14 protein-coding genes are annotated in these 18,567 nt (G+C 44.0%); 11 read left to right on the top strand and 3 right to left on the bottom strand.

Annotated features, from left to right (window positions below; translation table 11 throughout):
* Positions 1-431 precede the first annotated feature (431 nt).
* The 5 genes from metH to V7K44_RS16515 all read left to right on the top strand — a co-directional run bounded on the left by metH (position 432) and on the right by V7K44_RS16515 (position 11,306).
* Entirely contained in the window at positions 432-3,959 is a 3,528-nt protein-coding gene (gene metH, locus V7K44_RS16535; RefSeq protein WP_334933031.1) for a methionine synthase, read from the top strand.
* Positions 3,960-4,206: 247 nt separating this feature from the next.
* Positions 4,207-4,848 (top strand): class I SAM-dependent methyltransferase, encoded by a 642-nt coding sequence (locus V7K44_RS16530; protein WP_334933030.1) that lies wholly within the window; start codon positions 4,207-4,209, stop codon positions 4,846-4,848.
* Positions 4,849-5,091: 243 nt separating this feature from the next.
* Positions 5,092-7,077: a molecular chaperone HtpG gene (gene htpG / locus V7K44_RS16525; protein ID WP_334933029.1), complete on the top strand. Its 1,986-nt coding sequence runs from the start codon at positions 5,092-5,094 to the stop codon at positions 7,075-7,077.
* Between the two features lie 175 nt (positions 7,078-7,252).
* Positions 7,253-7,489, top strand: coding sequence for a 50S ribosomal protein L28 (gene rpmB / locus V7K44_RS16520; RefSeq protein ID WP_289797780.1), 237 nt, complete (start codon positions 7,253-7,255; stop codon positions 7,487-7,489).
* 505 nt (positions 7,490-7,994) lie between these two features.
* Complete coding sequence (locus V7K44_RS16515; protein WP_442940699.1) at positions 7,995-11,306, top strand: GAF domain-containing sensor histidine kinase; 3,312 nt, start codon at positions 7,995-7,997, stop codon at positions 11,304-11,306.
* 83 nt (positions 11,307-11,389) lie between these two features.
* Here the strand turns inward: V7K44_RS16515 and V7K44_RS16510 are convergent, their stop codons facing one another.
* Complete coding sequence (locus V7K44_RS16510; protein WP_334933028.1) at positions 11,390-12,070, bottom strand: 2-hydroxychromene-2-carboxylate isomerase; 681 nt, start codon at positions 12,068-12,070, stop codon at positions 11,390-11,392.
* Positions 12,071-12,269: 199 nt separating this feature from the next.
* On the bottom strand, positions 12,270-12,776 hold the full coding sequence (locus tag V7K44_RS16505; protein WP_334933027.1) for a DUF1993 domain-containing protein: 507 nt from the start codon (positions 12,774-12,776) through the stop codon (positions 12,270-12,272).
* Positions 12,777-13,223: 447 nt separating this feature from the next.
* Between V7K44_RS16505 and ffh the strand changes: the two genes are divergently transcribed.
* The 5 genes from ffh (at position 13,224) to V7K44_RS16480 (ending at position 17,306) form a co-directional block, all read left to right on the top strand.
* Positions 13,224-14,690: a signal recognition particle protein gene (gene ffh, locus V7K44_RS16500; RefSeq protein ID WP_334933026.1), complete on the top strand. Its 1,467-nt coding sequence runs from the start codon at positions 13,224-13,226 to the stop codon at positions 14,688-14,690.
* Between the two features lie 201 nt (positions 14,691-14,891).
* The gene (gene rpsP / locus V7K44_RS16495) at positions 14,892-15,152 is read left to right on the top strand and encodes a 30S ribosomal protein S16 (protein ID WP_012409382.1); all 261 of its coding nucleotides are present in this window, start codon (positions 14,892-14,894) and stop codon (positions 15,150-15,152) included.
* A complete protein-coding gene (locus tag V7K44_RS16490; RefSeq protein ID WP_322663291.1) occupies positions 15,115-15,546 on the top strand; it encodes a KH domain-containing protein in 432 nt (143 codons plus the stop codon). The genes rpsP and V7K44_RS16490 overlap by 38 nt, the downstream gene beginning before the upstream one ends.
* A gap of 352 nt (positions 15,547-15,898) precedes the next feature.
* Entirely contained in the window at positions 15,899-16,852 is a 954-nt protein-coding gene (locus tag V7K44_RS16485; RefSeq protein WP_334933025.1) for a PhoH family protein, read from the top strand.
* A gap of 49 nt (positions 16,853-16,901) precedes the next feature.
* Complete coding sequence (locus tag V7K44_RS16480; RefSeq protein ID WP_334933024.1) at positions 16,902-17,306, top strand: ChuX/HutX family heme-like substrate-binding protein; 405 nt, start codon at positions 16,902-16,904, stop codon at positions 17,304-17,306.
* Between the two features lie 5 nt (positions 17,307-17,311).
* Here V7K44_RS16480 and V7K44_RS16475 read toward each other — a convergent pair whose 3' ends face one another.
* Entirely contained in the window at positions 17,312-17,650 is a 339-nt protein-coding gene (locus tag V7K44_RS16475) for a carbon dioxide-concentrating mechanism protein CcmK (protein ID WP_334933023.1), read from the bottom strand.
* 116 nt (positions 17,651-17,766) lie between these two features.
* Here V7K44_RS16475 and V7K44_RS16470 point away from each other — a divergent pair, with 116 nt between their 5' ends.
* On the top strand, positions 17,767-18,567 hold the full coding sequence (locus V7K44_RS16470; RefSeq protein ID WP_334933022.1) for a DUF6816 family protein: 801 nt from the start codon (positions 17,767-17,769) through the stop codon (positions 18,565-18,567).

The raw sequence follows: 18,567 nt of genomic DNA, 5'->3' as shown, positions 1-18,567 counted from the left end.
CGACATGATATAGCAACTCTAGGTTGTGATCCCAAGATAATAAACTTGGCGAAAATATTTCATCTGACTATATGTAGACTCAGTGAAACTCCACCTATGTCAATTTGAACAATGGCGAACGTCATTCACACACTAATACAGCACGGCGTAAATAAACCACCCATTTAAAATATCTAAAACCCTTACGCAATGGTAATGACGAATTACTCTTTTCATAACAGTCGTCTCAAGTCAGCTAGTTTGAAGTAGCACGCTGAAATCTTGATTCTGTCGTCGCCAACCTTGATAAATTAGGTCAAAATAAGCCAGTGATGAGTTTCAGCAAAACAGACTTTATGAAAAGATGCCAAAACCACCACAATTTTGGAAAATAATAAAGTAAGTCGAGTATCACAAGACTCACTTGATATCCTCATTTATTCTAGGAAAATATGACTCATTCTTTCCTTGAACGCCTGCGTAGTCCAGATAGCCCAGTCCTCGTCTTCGACGGGGCGATGGGAACCAATTTACAAACCCAAAACCTCACTGCTGAAGACTTCGGCGGCCCACAGTATGAAGGTTGTAACGAATACTTAGTCCACACGAAACCGGAAGCTGTGGCTAAGGTTCACCGCGACTTTCTCGCTGCTGGTGCAGATGTGATTGAAACGGATACCTTTGGCAGTACATCCCTGGTGCTGGCAGAATATGACTTGGCAGACCAAGCCTACTACCTCAGCAAGACAGCCGCAGAATTAGCCAAGCGTGTGGCTGCGGAATTTTCCACGCCAGAAAAACCCCGGTTTGTGGCAGGTTCCATCGGCCCCACAACCAAACTCCCAACCTTGGGACATATTGACTTTGACACCATGAAAGCTACTTTTGCTGAACAAGCAGAGGCGCTGTGGGATGGTGGTGTCGATTTATTTTTGGTGGAAACTTGCCAAGATGTGCTGCAAATTAAGGCGGCGCTGAATGCCATTGAAGAAGTGTTTGCCAAAAAAGGCGATCGCAGACCGTTGATGGTGTCTGTGACAATGGAAAGCATGGGCACAATGTTGGTTGGTTCCGAAATCAGTGCTGTGCTGACAATTTTGGAACCTTACCCAATTGACATTCTCGGTCTAAACTGTGCCACAGGCCCAGACTTGATGAAACCACATATCAAGTATCTGTCAGAACATTCGCCTTTTATTGTTTCCTGTATTCCTAACGCGGGTTTACCTGAGAACGTTGGCGGTCAAGCACACTACCGCCTGACAGCGTTGGAATTACGGATGTCGCTGATGCATTTTGTTGAAGATTTGGGTGTCCAAGTGATCGGGGGTTGCTGTGGGACGCGTCCAGAACACATTCAACAATTGGCAGAACTTGCTAAAGACCTGAAGCCAAAAGTTAGACAGCCAAGTTTAGAACCAGCAGCAGCATCAATTTACACCACTCAGCCCTACGACCAAGATAATTCATTCTTGATTGTTGGCGAACGTCTTAACGCCAGTGGTTCCAAAAAGTGCCGCGATTTGCTAAATGCCGAAGATTGGGATGGACTCGTTTCAATGGCGAGGGCGCAAGTCAAAGAAGGCGCACACATCCTCGATGTCAACGTCGATTATGTGGGACGTGACGGCGTGCGAGATATGCACGAATTAGTTTCGCGCATTGTCAATAATGTGACATTGCCTTTAATGCTTGACTCCACCGAATGGGAAAAGATGGAGGCGGGTTTAAAGGTTGCCGGTGGTAAGTGTTTGCTGAACTCCACCAACTACGAAGATGGGGAATCGCGCTTTTTGAAGGTGTTGGATTTAGCGAATAAATACGGCGCTGGTGTAGTTATTGGTACTATCGATGAAGACGGGATGGCACGGACAGCAGATAAGAAATTTGCGATCGCCCAACGCGCATACCGTCAAGCTGTAGAATTTGGCATACCACCTACAGAAATATTCTTTGATACCCTAGCGTTACCAATTTCCACCGGGATTGAAGAAGACCGAGAAAACGGTAAAGCCACCATTGAATCCATCCGGCGCATTCGTGAAGGATTGCCTGGATGTCATGTAATTTTGGGTGTTTCCAATATTTCCTTTGGTTTGAATCCAGCCTCGCGGATGGTGCTGAACTCGGTGTTTTTACACGAAGCGACAACGGCAGGAATGGATGCAGCCATTGTCAGCGCTAACAAGATTTTACCGCTCTCGAAGATTGACGCCCGCCATCAAGAAATTTGTCGGCAGTTGATTTATGACGAACGGAAATTTGAGGGTAACGTTTGCGTTTACGATCCCTTGGGAGAGCTTACCACAGCGTTTGCTGGGGTGACAACTAAGCGCGATCGCTCCTTAGATGAAAGTCTTCCCATCCCAGAACGCCTCAAACGTCACATCATCGACGGCGAACGCATAGGCTTAGAAGAACATCTGAAAAAAGCCTTAGAAGAACATCCCCCCTTAGAAATTATCAACACCTTCTTGCTAGATGGCATGAAAGTTGTCGGGGAATTATTCGGTTCTGGACAAATGCAGTTACCCTTCGTTTTGCAATCTGCGGAAACGATGAAAGCTGCGGTGGCATTTCTAGAACCGTTCATGGAAAAATCAGAATCAGGCAACAATGCGAAAGGAACTTTTATCATTGCCACAGTGAAAGGCGATGTCCACGACATTGGTAAAAACTTGGTGGATATCATCTTATCCAACAACGGCTACAAGGTGATTAACCTGGGAATTAAGCAGCCAGTGGAAAACATCATCAACGCTTACGAACAGCACAAACCTGATTGTATTGCCATGAGTGGTTTGCTAGTAAAATCCACCGCCTTCATGAAAGAGAATTTGGAGGTATTCAACGAAAAAGGAATTAGTGTCCCCGTGATATTAGGTGGTGCGGCGTTGACTCCCAAGTTTGTCTATGAAGATTGCCAAAAAACCTACAAAGGTAAAGTTGTTTATGGCAAAGATGCCTTTTCTGACTTGCACTTCATGGATAAATTAATGCCAGCAAAAGCTGCTGATAACTGGCAAGATTTGCAGGGATTTTTGAACGAAGTCGAAACGGCTGAAGTTTCGACAAATGGTCACAAAGAACCAAAAGCTACAACTGCTGAAGAAACATCTGCTGAACCAAAAGTAGTAGATACAAGACGTTCCGAAGCTGTGGCTGTAGATATTGAACGTCCCACACCGCCTTTCTGGGGAACGAAGTTATTGCAGCCTAGTGATATTCCCATCGAGGAAATATTCTGGCACTTGGATTTACAAGCTTTGATTGCGGGACAGTGGCAATTCCGCAAACCAAAGGAACAATCTAAGGAAGAATATCAGGCTTTCTTAGCTGAGAAAGTGTACCCAGTTTTAGAAACTTGGAAACAGCGAATTATTGAAGAGAATCTGTTGCATCCCCAAGTGATTTATGGATATTTCCCTTGTCAAGCCGAGGGGAATTCTCTACATATATATGACTCAGAGAACCAATCACAGCAGGTTACAACTTTCGACTTTCCTAGACAGAAGTCTTTAAGGCGGCTATGCATAGCAGATTTCTTTGCACCGAAGGAGTCGGGAATTATTGATGTGTTCCCAATGCAAGCGGTGACTGTAGGGGAAATTGCCACAGAGTTTGCCCAAAAGCTGTTTGCTGCCAATCAATACACCGATTATCTGTATTTCCACGGCATGGCAGTGCAGGTGGCGGAAGCTGTAGCTGAGTGGACACACGCCAGAATTCGCCGGGAGTTAGGTTTTGCTGCTGAAGAACCCGACAATATTCGGGATATATTGGCACAACGCTATCGTGGCTCGCGGTATAGTTTTGGGTATCCAGCTTGTCCGAACATTCAGGATCAATACAAGCAACTGGAGTTATTGCAGACTGACAGGATTAACTTGTATATGGATGAAAGCGAACAACTTTATCCAGAACAGTCTACCACTGCGATTATTACCTATCACCCGTTAGCAAAATACTTTAGCGCGTAGAATCTTACTCGTTAAAGTAATACGCTTGGTGTTAGTGATATTTTGCCCTGGAAAATCCCCCTAACTTGTTCTCTACCTCTCTCTAACCCTTTCCTCGTAGGAGAAGGGGAGTAAGATTCAAAGCCTCTCTCCTACAAGGAGAGAGGTTTGGAGTGAGGTTCAGATGTTACTTTGATGATTGTTCCGGGAATCCTGTAGTTGTATACCCACCAAATTTATTAATCTTTCAGCTTAGGTAGGCTTATTTATGCAACTCATCACCTCCTTAGATATTAGAAATTCAGAATATTTATCCAAAAATCGCCTCATCAGTTACCATCACCAGTTGCGTCTAATTTTTTCGCTGGGTAATCAGGTAAAAAACGTTCTGGAAATTGGGATTTTTAATTCTCTGTTAACAGACATCTTGAAGAATAATGGATACAACGTCTCCACTGCTGATGTTGACCCCAGCCTCAAACCAGAAATAATTTTGGATTTGACTACAGATTTTTCCTTACCAAAAGATAAATTTGATGCAATTGTCCTGTTTCAAGTGCTGGAACACTTCCCCTACCCTGAATCAGAAGAAGCGTTGAGAAAACTTGCTATTGCAACTAAGAAATTTTTGGTGATTTCGATTCCCTATTGCACTCAATACCTCGCGTTTCAGGTGAAAACTTCTTTCTCTGGCAGACCAAGGCATTTACTATTCAATGTGCCAAAATTCTGGAGTACAACACCAGTCTGTGACGAACACTGCTGGGAAATGGGTTTAAAAGGATATCCGAAAACGCGGATTTTAAACTCTGTTGCCAAAGCTGGGTTAACTGTTAAGCAAGAATTTATCGATCCCACTTATCCATACCATTATTTTTTGGTGTTGGAGAAGAATTCTAGTAATACTTAAACAGCAATCTGTGGGGAGTGGCGAGTCGGAAGTAGGGGAATCCGAATCAGAAAATGGCGGCAAACAATGCTCAAAAAAGGTGCGTAGGCGCAGCCCGTCGTAGACATCGCCTAAGCTATGCTTTTAAAATCATAATTGGTATCATACCCTTCTATGTTCACCGGGTTTATCCTGGAAAACAGAGGGATAAGCTGTATTAGCCACTATCATCATTTCAGATACTAACATCGAAGATTACCAATTATGCTAGAACAAGGCACTATCAGTATTCATACTGAGAATATTTTCCCGATCATCAAGAAGTCGCTTTACTCAGATCACCAAATCTTCTTGCGGGAATTGGTATCCAACGCTGTAGACGCCATCCAAAAGCTAAAAATGGTATCCCGCGCTGGAGATTATGCTGGAGACATCGGCGAACCAGAAATTGAAATTGCCATTGACAAAGATAAGAAAACTCTATCCATCTCCGATAACGGTATCGGGATGACCGCAGATGAAGTTAAGAAATATATCAATCAAGTTGCCTTCTCTAGCGCTGAAGAATTTATTCATAAGTATGAAGGCAAATCAGATCAACCAATAATCGGCCACTTCGGTCTTGGTTTCTACTCTTCCTTCATGGTGGCGCAAAAGGTAGAAATTGATACCCTTTCCTATCAAGAAGGGGCGCAGGCGGTTCACTGGTCTTGTGATGGTTCCCCAGCTTTCACTCTCGAAGAATCTTCTCGGACAACTCGCGGTACTACTATTATTCTCAGCCTGCAAGGGGAAGAAGAGGAATTTCTCGAATCAGCACGAATCAAGAATCTTGTCAAGACATACTGCGACTTCTTGCCAGTCCCGATTAAACTAGATGGCGAAGTAATAAATAAGCAAAAAGCACCGTGGCGAGAGTCTCCAAGTAACCTAACTCAAGAAGATTATTTAGAGTTTTACCGCTACCTGTATCCTTTTCAGGAAGAACCTTTGTTGTGGGTACATCTAAATACAGACTATCCCTTTATCATCAACGGGATTTTGTATTTCCCGAAAATGCGACCGGATGTAGATGTTACGAAAGGTCAGATCAAGCTATTTTGCAATCAAGTTTTTGTTAGCGACAACTGCGAAGAAATTATCCCGCAATTTTTGATGCCAATGCGGGGTGTGATTGATAGTACCGATATTCCCCTGAACGTATCGCGCAGTGCCTTGCAAGGCGATCGCACCGTGCGGAGAATTGGTGACTACATTGCCAAAAAAGTAGGCGATCGCCTCAAAGAACTTTTCCGCGATAACCGCGAACAATATATTAGTGCCTGGAAAGACCTCGGCACTTTTGTAAAATTCGGCGTTCTCAACGACGAGAAATTCAAAAAACAAATCGAAGATATCATCGTCTTCCGCACCACCGCCAAGCTGACAGAAAAAGTTGCTGCTGAAACGCCAGTGGTTGAAGTCCAATCTTCAGACGGCGATGCTTGGCAAGATGTCACTCCCGCACCCAGTTCTGACTCAGCACCCAGCGCTCCCTATACTACGCTGAAAGAGTATCTAGAACGCAACAAAGAACGCAACGAAAACCGGGTTTTCTACAGCACTGATGAAACAACCCAAGCTACATACATAGAACTGCACAAAAATCAAGGCTTGGAAGTCCTGTTTATGGACTCCTTCATCGACACTCACTTTATCAACTTCCTAGAGCGCGAATATCAGGATGTCAAGTTTACGCGGGTAGACTCAGATTTAGATAATACTCTGCTGGAACAAGATAAAGATAAGGAAATTGTCGATCCCAAGACGAATAAAACTCGCAGCGAGACAATCAAAGAGTTATTTGAGAAATCGCTCAACAAACCCAAACTCAACATCCGTACCGAAGCTTTGAAATCAGACGATCCTCATGGTACACCACCTGCGATCGTGCTTTTACCAGAGATTCTCCGCCGCCTGCGCGAAATGAACGCCATGATGCAGCAGGGAACAGCAGAGTTTCCCGAAGATCACATTTTGCTTGTGAATACTGCTCACCCGCTAATTCAAAATCTGGCTAATCTGAACCAAGGTAGTATCATTCAAGGTAACGGTGAATCGTCTACAGATCAGTTAGTGAACTTGATTTGTCAACACGTCTACGATTTAGCACTGATGTCTCAGAAAGGATTTGACGCTGAGGGAATGAAATCCTTCGTCGAGCGATCGAATGAGGTACTCACCAAGCTGACAGAACAAGCTAGTAAATAGTGCTGAGTGCTGTTAGCGGATAGCTAAGGTTTAGCCTGTGCTGAGTGGGAAGTTAGGAGTTAGGAGTTAGGAGTTATTTCTCCCCTGCTCCCCTGCTCCCTCATCTCCCCACTTCTGCTGCCTAAGACCTAAAATGGAAAGGCTGTATTAAAATAACAATCTGGAGATAGTAGCTATGTCCCGTCGCTGTGAACTAACTGGTAAGAAGGCAAATAACGCTTTTTCTGTTTCCCACTCTCACCGCCGTACAAAACGCCTTCAGCACGCTAATCTGCAAGACAAGCGTGTTTGGTGGGAAGGCGGAAATCGCTGGGTGAGATTAAAGTTGTCTACCAAAGCGATTAAAACCCTACAAATTAATGGGTTAGAAGCAATGGCAAAAGCAGCTGGCATTAACCTAAATCATTACTAAGTAATCTGGATTTCATAACCCGAAACTTTTGTAGGTTGGAATATAGGTGATTCGTAGTGGCGCACAGCTAGCTGTGCGCCACTAGTGTTTATTACACCTTGAGTAGCAGGTAGGCTCTCTATATTTTGAATTATGTTGGCAGTCAGAGAGAAAGATAGGAATCCATTTTGATTTGGAGAACTTACTTGATTTAGCAGACAAGAGGCAAGAGCAAGAAGACTATTTGAATTATACTTAGCTTTTTGACGCAATCAATATGAGTTCTTTATGTAATTTTTACACTACGAATAAATTCTGGTGTCTCTGAATAAAAATACTTACCAGTTTTCTATTTTTCATAATTGAAGTTAGACCGCTCTATACCCAAAATTAATTATGAATTGATTTTGTAATTGCTCAACACTCTTAACAAGAGACCGAGATAGAAATTAACTGAATAAATACAAAAACTGCCCAACCTCAAACAACTATCAAAGGAGGCAACAGAAGCCTTGATAGTAGAGCTATGAAAGGAAATCCAGAAACTAAAGAACCGTACTGCAAGCTACAAATAATTAAGACTCTCCACGAACCAAGACTAGTTGAGCAATTACAAATAAACAAGGGAATACTGAAAACAGGTAGTCTATTTTATTTATACTTTATGACAATGAACAGTTATGAAACGTCGAACCACTTAGACCTGCAAGAGTGTCACAAACAGCTACAGCTAACGGTTCAATATCAAAAAATATTGGCGAGGATTCTGGCTAAGATTCGCGCATCTGTAAATATAGAATCTCTCTGTTCGACTTCTTGTCAAGATATTTGTCGGCAATTGAAGATTGAGCGAGTTGCAATCTATCGCTTTAACACTGACTGGAGCGGTAGTTTTCTCAATCGTTTTGGCTTTGCAGAGCATCCTTGGGATGCCTTAACTGCCTTTGGACAAGACTTAGTGTGGCAAGATTCGCATTTGCAAGAAACTCAGGGAGGGCGATATCGCAAAAATGAGCCGTTTGCTGTAGCTGACATTTACGATGCAGGACACGCTCGTTGTCATATTGAAGTATTAGAACAATTTCAGATTCGGGCGTATGCGATCGCACCGATTTTTATTGGTGCAAAATTGTGGGGAATGCTTGCAGCTTATCAACATTCCGCTCCTCGGCAATGGTATCCTCACGAAGTCGAATTCTTTGCCCAAGCTGCCAGCCATCTCGGTTTAGCAATGCAGCAAGCAGAAAATTTAGAACAGACTAAACAACGCACAGCAGAACTGCAAGATGCGATCGCGCGGCAACGTGCTTTGACGGAAGTGGTAGGAAATATTCGCTCGTCTGTAAATACCAAAATTATTCTAGACACTGCCTGTCAAGAACTCTGTAAACTCCTGAAGTTAGAGCGGGCAGCAATTTACCGCTTCAATGAAGACTGGAGCGGTGAATTTGTCAGCCAATTCGGGATGGTAGAGGCACAGTGGAATAGAATCCATCCTTTTGGCAAAAATCTAGTTTGGGAAGATACCTACCTCCAAGAGACGAAAGGTGGACGCTACCGCAATAACGAAAGTTTTGTTGTCAACGACATCTACCAAGCCGGACACTCGCGTTGTCACATCGATATTTTGGAGCAATTCAAGATTCGGGCATATACCTTAGCACCCATCTTCATCGGCCCAAAACTGTGGGGACTGATCGCAGCCTATCAACACTCTGGGCCGCGCCAATGGGCAAATTACGAAGTCGAGTTTCTCGGACAGGTAGGGGCACAATTAGGAGTTGCGATTCAGCAAGCCGAAAATTTGGCTCAGTCGAAACAACAGGCAGTTGCCCTCAAAGAGGCGATCGCTCGGCAACGAGCATTAACTGAAGTAGTCGGTAAAATTCGCTCCTCCCTGAATATTGATTTAATCCTAAAAACTACTTGCCAAGAAGTATGTAAACTGCTGCGAGTTGAGCGGGTTGGCGTTTATCGCTTTAATCCAGACTGGAGTGGCGAATTCGTGAGTAATTTCGGCATGGTTGAGGCACAGTGGGACAGCATTAATCCCTTTGGCAAAAATCTCGTTTGGGAAGATACCCACCTCCAAGAAACCAAGGGTGGACGCTACCGCAACAACGAAAATTTTGCTGTAGAGGATATTTATCAAGCTGGGCACTCGCGCTGTCACCTAGATATTTTAGAGCAATTCAAGATTCGCGCTTATGCGTTGACCCCAATTTTTGTAGGACGGAATCTGTGGGGATTGCTGGCTGCCTATCAACATTCTGCACCGCGTCAGTGGGATAGTGTGGAAGTGGAATTTTTGGGACAGGTTGCTAGCCAATTGGGAGTAGCGCTGCAAAGTTCTCAAATGGTGACTCAAATTCAAACTCGCGCTGATGAACTGCAACAATCGGCTGAACAGCGGCGGATTTTATTTGATTTGGTCGTCAAAATTCGGGAATCCTTGGATTTGGAGACGATCCTTAAGACTACAGTACAGGAAGTGCGGCGATCGCTGAGTACAGATCGAGTCGGCATTTTCCGCTTCGATCCTAATGTCGGTTTTTGCAGTGGTGAATTTATCGCTGAAGATGTATTACCCAAGTTCGATTCTGCCCTGACTGTAAAGGTACAAGACTATTGCTTCGGAGATCAATACGCACCGCAATATCGCCAAGGGCAAGTGCAAGTTATATCTGATGTCAACAGCGTTGGTTCCAAAGTACCTCATCTGGATGTGATTGAGCGATTCCAAGTCAAAGCACAGATTATTGTGCCATTGATGGAAGGCGATGAACTGTGGGGGTTGTTGTGCATTCACCAATGCACCCATACACGTCATTGGGAAGAGGCAGAATTGGAATTTGTCACCCAAGTGGCGGCTCAACTCAGTGTAGCGCTGCGTCAAGCGAACTTGTTTCAACAATCTAGTTTGCTGGGTCAAACTCGTGAAGAAGCGAATCAACTCGCCCAGGCTCTAAATGAACTGCGTACTGCCCAAATGCAAATTATCCACGCTGAAAAAATGGCCAGTTTGGGGCAACTGGTGGCGGGAGTTGCCCATGAAATTAATAACCCGATTAATTTCATCCACGGCAACCTAGAACACGCCCACCAATACACGCAAGAATTGCTTCGCTATGTGCAACTTTATTGGCATCATTATCCTGATGCCGCACCAGAAATCCAAGAGTTCTTCAAAAAAGCCGAAATAGCGTATTTGGTCGAGGATTTACCTCAATTATTCCAGTCCATGCAGGTCGGCACTGAACGCATTCGTGAAATTGTCACCTCTTTGCGAAACTTCTCACGCCTAGACGAAGCTGATTTCAAGCCAGCAAATATTCACGAAGGTATTGATAGTACATTGATGATTTTGCAAAACCGTTTGAAGCCCTCAGCTGATAGCCTTACCATTCATGTGAGCAAAGATTATGGTACTTTACCTCTAATAGAATGCTATCCCGGTCAGTTGAATCAGGTATTTATGAATTTGCTGTCTAATGCCATTGATGCCCTAGAAGAACGAACCACACAGCAATCTTCCGAAGTGCTTGCAAAAAACCCCAACAAAATCCGAATTTCTACCTCCCTGCTCAATAAAGATTGGATTGTCATTCGCATCGTCGACAACGGACTCGGCATAGATGAAAAAGTCCTCTCTCGACTGTTTGATCCATTTTTTACTACTAAGGTTGTCGGTAAAGGTACAGGGTTGGGACTGTCTATCAGCTATCAGATAGTTACAGAAAAACATAACGGCAAAATATACTGCCAATCTGAACTTGGCAAAGGTACAGAGTTTGTGATTGAGTTGCCGATTCATCAGGTAACAACTAAAAAACAGTAGTTAAAATCAACGGGTTAGACCAGGAATAAGCAAAGAGGCAAAGTGATGATTTTTACGCATTCATCTGAAAAATTATCACTTTTTTACTCGGCACTCACTACTGTTTTGGTAACAGTAGTATTACATAATTGTTTTACCTTTTCTGCTACCCAATCAACACGATCCTTTCCCCAAAATCTCTCACCTTCGACTACCCAAGTCGGAACTCCAGGACAGCCAAACTGTTCGTATTCTGCCAAAGCTGACACTGCTGCAAGTTTAGCTGCTTCACCGTGGATTAACTCAAGAATGCGATCGCCATTCAACCCAACATGATTTGCAACTTTCTTAATCACAGACTCATCATTGACATCAAGTAGATCGATGTACGTAGCTCGAAAAAAAGCGGCATCCAGCAGATGCTCCTTCCCTGTTCCACAAGCAGCGTAATACGCTCTTGCAGGAAGTTCTTCGCGACCAAATTTCATTGTCTCCCAGCGCTTGACCCACCTACCAAATTCTTCAAATTCTTTGAGCCGAATTTCAATGCCGTACTTTTTTGCCCACCGCAGACAATCTTCTTTGTGATACGAAGATAATAGGGCGTTTTCAGTTCGTCCTTGTAGGTCAACTACCTTTATACCTCGTTCCTTCGGTATGTAAATTGGTCGTCGTTCAATATCAACAGGTAAACCCTGCAATGCTTTTTCGGCAAGAGTGATACCAATATATGAATTTGACGAGTGGTATATCGAGTAGGAGTAAACTTTGATTCGCTGCGACATCTTGGCTACTGTAGCTACCTAACTGATCATATTACGAATTAGCGATCGCAGCAGTAGCCAATATTCAATCATCAAAGTCCCCAATCCCCACTGTGTTGGATAACAATAATAGGAATTATCGGGCGACACAACAATTTAGCCGCTATACGCTCACCCGATATGGAGAATGGAAATCATTTAGCTCTTATATTGCGGAGCGTTAAGGCTTGCCGAGAAAGTCTTTTTTGCCAAGCTCTACACCGCAGTGTCTGAGAATGTCATAGGTTGTTGTGACATGGAAATAAACGTTTGGCAAAACAAAATATAGCAGAAATGGCATTCCTTCAAAAGATAGGCTCTTGTCACCCTGCGTAATGGTAATTGTTTTATCTTCCGAACCATCTATTTGTTCGGGTTTAAATGTGTCTAAATAAGAGATAGTTTTCTGAACGCGGTCAATAAGTTCGGGCAATGTAGTTTCATTGTCCTCAAACTTGGGTGCTTCTGCCCCTGCTAATTGTGCAGCACCTCTCTTTGCGATGTCAGAGGCAATTTGTACTTGTTTTGACAATGGAAACATATCTGGGAATAGACGACTATTGACCAACACATACCGATCTATTTTTTTTGTTTCTGCATATGTAGCACCTTTTTCCAGAAGACCTACAAGGCTATTTAGTGTGTGAATAAACACTGGTACTGAAGCTTGATACATTGAAATGCTCATTGATATTTCTCCAGAAAAAGTTCTATTTTTGTATACTTGGGGTCTTGTCGAGATAAGAAGTGATACGATTCGCTCAGTCTAAATCTATCGCATCGGATAAGCGCTACACACTAAACGCGCGATCGTCATGAAGAGGGGGAAGCGAAAATTCCATACCTTTACCCCCGCCACTTATCCCCAGAGGGAACCCCACCTTCCACTTATGCAAGAAGTCCATTGATAAAGAGGCAGAGAGATCAAAGTGCAGAGGGGAAAACTTACTGCAACTTCTCCCTTGCTCCCCTGCTCCCTGCTCCCCTGCTTCTTCCCCAATCCGTATCTGATTGCTACAGTCGCGGTGAAAAATACTAAGCTGGTAAATAGCACGTTAAAACTTTAGCGGAAATTCCAAATCCCATTCATCGGCGGTTTAGAATTCCCCATTGGCGAACTACCTGTAATTACATTATGTTTGATGCATTATCTGACCGTTTAGAATCCGCCTGGAAAAAACTGCGGGGACAGGACAAAATTTCTCAATCCAACATTCAAGATGCATTGCGCGAAGTGCGCCGCGCCCTGTTGGAAGCAGATGTCAATCTCCAGGTAGTCAAAGATTTTATTAACGAAGTCGAAGCCAAAGCCCAGGGAGCCGAGGTGGTTACTGGCGTGCGACCTGACCAACAGTTCATCAAAATTGTTCACGATGAACTGGTGGAGGTGATGGGAGAAGAAAATGTTCCCATTGCAGAAGCCAAGGAACAGCCGACTATTGTGCTAATGGCTGGGTTGCAAGGTACTGGTAAAACCACAGCTACCGCTAAGTTAGCCTTACATCTGAGAAAATTAGAGCGTAGCTGCTTGTTGGTGGCGACAGACGTATATCGCCCAGCAGCGATCGATCAGTTGCTAACGTTGGGTAAGCAAATTGACGTACCAGTATTTGAACTAGGAAGCGACGCCGATCCCGTAGAAATCGCCCGACAAGGTGTAGAACGCGCTAGGGCAGAAGGTGTAAATACAGTAATTATTGATACTGCGGGACGCCTGCAAATTGACGAAGATATGATGGCGGAATTAGCCCGCATCAAAGCAACTGTCCAACCCCATGAAACTCTCTTGGTAGTGGACGCGATGACTGGTCAAGAGGCCGCAAATCTTACCCGCACCTTCCACGAGCAGATCGGAATTACTGGGGCAATTCTCACCAAAATGGATGGTGATAGCCGTGGTGGTGCAGCGCTTTCGGTGCGAAAGATTTCGGGAGCGCCGATTAAATTTGTGGGCGTGGGTGAGAAAGTCGAGGCACTGCAACCGTTTTATCCCGATCGCATGGCATCGCGGATTCTCGGTATGGGCGATGTGCTCACCCTGGTAGAAAAAGCCCAGGAAGAGTTTGACTTAGCCGACGCTGAGAAAATGCAGGAGAAAATCCTGTCAGCAAAGTTTGACTTTACTGATTTTCTCAAGCAGTTGCGGATGCTGAAGAACATGGGTTCTCTGGGAGGCTTGATCAAGATGATTCCAGGGATGAACAAGCTTTCAGACGATCAACTCAAACAGGGAGAAACCCAGTTAAAGCGCTGTGAGGCGATGATTAACTCCATGACTCGCCAAGAACGCCACGACCCCGATTTATTAGCCAGTTCTCCCAGTCGGCGGCGGCGGATTGCTTCTGGTTCCGGCTATAGAGAGTCAGATGTAACGAAACTGGTGGGTGATTTCCAAAAAATGCGATCGCTCATGCAGCAAATGGGTCAAGGTGGCTTCCCTGGAATGCCGGGAATGTTCGGCGGTGGCGGTGGTATGGGTAATGCCTTCGCAGGTGCTGGTAATCGTCCCGCAGCCCCCGGATGGCGAGGTTATGATGGTGTCCCAGCTACGAAAAAGAAAAAACCCAAAGATAAAAAGAAAAAAGGCTTTGGTAATCTTTAGTCATTAACAAAGAACTAATGACAAAGGACTAATGACAAATAGCAGCAAATGCTAGGCAGTGCTAAAATTAGCATTTCGACCTCAGAATTTATCAGCAGAGGAAACTAACCCTCAATTTCTCGGCAACAGCCAGATTTAGGTTACTTCCTCACCAATTAGTTGCTAACTAATACCTAACAACAGGAGAATGATTCTTCAACCATGATCAAACTGCGCTTGAAACGATTCGGTAAAAAGCGGGAAGCAAGTTACCGCATTGTCGCCATTAACAACCTCGCTCGCCGCGATGGCCGTCCCTTAGAAGAATTGGGTTTTTATAACCCCAGAACTGATGAAGTGCGACTAGACGTTCCCGGTATCGTCAAGCGACTACAACAAGGCGCTCAACCCACTGATACCGTTCGTCGCATTCTAGTAAAAGCTAATGTTTTTGAGCAGGTCAGTGCAACAGCCGCATCATAATTTCGGAACAAAACTCCCAACAGCTAGCCCCAACTATGTTGAGCTGGTTCGGTTTTTGGTGCAGCCGTTTTTGGAATCTCCAGAGACATTAAGTGTCGATTGTGAAATTTCTCAGGCCCTCAACCGGGTTTGGGTTCGCATCGCCTTTGAAAGCACAGATAAAGGAAAAGTGTTTGGTCGAGGGGGACGCAATATTCAGGCGATTCGTACAGTAATTGCCGCAGCCGCAGCCGCAGCTGGGCAATCAACATACCTAGATATCTACGGCAGCACCACGCCGGGCCGCGAGGGTATGTCTTTTGATGAAGACACAGAAGATCGATCGCCACCACCAACTAAGAGAGAACCGCGAAATGATGGGCCTAAACCCATTGTTAAACCGCGCCTCCGCTAGGTTGAAACTAAAGAGCAAATCTGAGCGGTTGTTGTTACCTCCGCTCAGAATTTTTATAACGATGGAAAGTAGCAAAAAGATTTAAAAATCTTTTTTTGGACTCTTCACCAGTAGGGGCTATGCCCTCACCCCCAGCTTCTCTCCCAACATAGGAGAGGGGAGTAAATTCTCCAGTTCCCCTCCTCCCATATTGGGAGAAGGGGTTAGGGGATGAGGGTAAGCTATACGCCCCTACGGACGATTCATTTATTACAAAAATTTTTCAGAATGTAGGTAATAAAAGCATAATTTCGCCGTTAGCGAGAAAAATTAACCTTTGTCAAATACAGATCCTCACCAATTAAGAAATACTATGGCAGGTGCCTTAACAATTCAGCTGCCGAATGTTCTCAGTGCGATCGCTCTTGGCGGAGATGGAGAAGAAAATCTCAAAATCCTATCTCGGCAAACAGGAGCCACTTTAGTGCTACGCGGACAGGAATTAGTGATTTCTGGTACTGAAGGGCAAATTGATCTGGCTTCTCGATTAGTGCGATCGCTTGAAGACCTCTGGATTAAAGGCCATACTATCTCCAGTGCCGATATTTTAACAGCCCGTCAAGCCATAGATAGCGATCGCCAAGGGGAACTGCAAGATTTACAGCGAGATGTCCTCGCCAAAAGTCGCCGGGGTGAAGAAGTCCGTGCCAAAACCTTTCGCCAACGCCAATATATCGACGCACTCCGTAGACGTGACCTCACCTTTGGAATTGGCCCTGCTGGTACCGGCAAGACTTATCTCGCTGTTGTTGTCGCCGTCCAAGCACTCCTTGCCAACCAAGTGGAAAAGCTAATTTTAACTCGCCCTGCCGTCGAAGCTGGTGAAAAACTCGGTTTTTTGCCTGGAGACTTACAGCAGAAAGTTAATCCCTATCTTCGCCCACTTTATGATGCTATTTATGAATTCATCGACCCAGAAAAAGTACCCAGTTTGATGGAACGCGGTGTGATTGAAGTTGCACCACTCGCCTATATGCGGGGACGCACCCTCAACAACGCTTTTATAATTGTCGATGAAGCACAAAATACTACACCCGCTCAGATGAAAATGGTTTTGACTCGTTTGGGTTTCCGTTCGCGGATGGTGATTACAGGCGACATGACACAAACTGATTTACCGCTTCATCAACAATCGGGTTTAGGAGTGGCTTTACAAATTTTAAAACACGTTGAAGGCATTGCCTTTTGCGAATTTTCCCAAAAAGATGTCGTGCGCCATCCTCTAGTTCAGCGCATTGTTGCTGCTTATGAACAATATGAAAAATAGTCATTAGTCATTAGTCATTAGTGAAAAAACTGACAAAGGATAACAATTTATGAGTACTACTTTGAAAGAATTTTTAGAAGCTTGCGAGACTCTGGGAACTTTGCGTTTAATTGTTACTAGCAGTGCTGCGGTGTTAGAAGCACGAGGAAAAATAGAAAAGTTATTTTATGCAAAATTGCCCAAAGGAAAGTACGCGAATATGCACACCGAAGGCTTTGAATTTCACTTGAATATGGATAAAATCACTCAGGTAAAATTTGAAACAGGTGAAGCGAAGAGAGGTAATTTTACAACCTATGCTATCCGGTTTTTAGATGATAAACAGGAATCTGCTTTAAGCCTCTTTTTACAATGGGGTAAACCGGGAGAATATGAACTAGGACAAGTGGAAGCTTGGCAAACTTTAAAAGAGAAGTATGGGGAAGTTTGGCAACCTTCACCAGCAGAAATTTAATACAGCTAAACTGATAAAGGTGGAGGAAATCGGATATCTGCACTAAACTGCTCGATATTAACGCTGCGATGAATCGGTAAAATATATTCTAAATTTTCGTGGGGACGGGGAATAATGTGATTAGAAAGTACCTCGCCACCGTGAACTCGCAGCACCGCCTTTAATCCTGCTGTCACAGCTACATTCACCTCGCCTATAGCTCCTCGAATTAACACGGTAATTCGTCCCAAATCAGTGTTTTCATAACCAACAAGGGTTACACGGGCAGCTTTACACATGGCATCTCCCACTTCCACTGCTGTGGGAACGCCATAAACTTCAATCATGCCTAATGCCAATGTCATGCTATCACTATAAATTCAGGATAGGGCTAATTATCTCACTACAAAGTTTTAATTTATTACAGAAAATTACTTAATTTTTAATCGATAAACAATAACCATTAAATACAAAACTGCTAATGCTTGTAATGAAGGTAATTTGGAGTTTTTGCTTGCTGTTTTTATTCCTTCTCTGGGGTGGTGAAGCTTTTGCAGGAGAGTTGTCTGAAAGGTTAGCAAATTTTCCCCAATGGGAAAAACTAACTTCAGTGCAATCGGCTTCGGGTGATTTGGTTTACCTTGAATGGATGGCTGGTACTTGGAAAGTTACAAGTACTTTAGTAGATTTAGCTGCGCCTTTAGCACCAGAAATTGTAACTCCAGGGTTTGAAGGTAATCGCCGACAATTAAATCAGCCTGTGAGTTTTGTAGTAAGATTTGTGAAAGAGCAACCATCTATTACTGGATTAAAAATACTTCCTCAGATAAGTTATAAATCCCCCATTTTAGTAGCAGATAGAGCATTTAATAGCTTGAATTTGGCAAGGGCTTATTTAGGGGATGAAGCAGTGTTATTAGTCAAAGTAGATCCAGATTCACCTAATCGTCAAATTACATTCTTGCGTAGCAGTCGCCAACTAGTTTCTATTGTGACTGCAAGGGCCACAGAAACTACCCCTGATGGCAAATTCATCACCACAGAAGTGTTTCAACAACTATTTAAAGGCGGTTCAGTCCCCTATTTAAACTCTGTAGAATCTACTACGGCTTATCATAAACTTCCAACATCTAATCCGGCGATTGAAGCAGATCAAGTCACTGCTGTTTATCTTTCACCCCAAGATCCAGATTACTTTAAAGCCGGTTCTCGACCAGTTGCTCTCTACCGCTATCGCCTCGAATTTTTCCCTCAAGAACTACCAACTACTCCCAAAGAGTGA

It is taken from the genome of Nostoc sp. (assembly GCF_036917235.1).
In the GTDB taxonomy this organism is placed as follows: domain Bacteria; phylum Cyanobacteriota; class Cyanobacteriia; order Cyanobacteriales; family Nostocaceae; genus Nostoc.
Note: the sequence above shows the minus strand (reverse complement) of the source record. Positions and strands in the feature narration are given on the sequence as shown.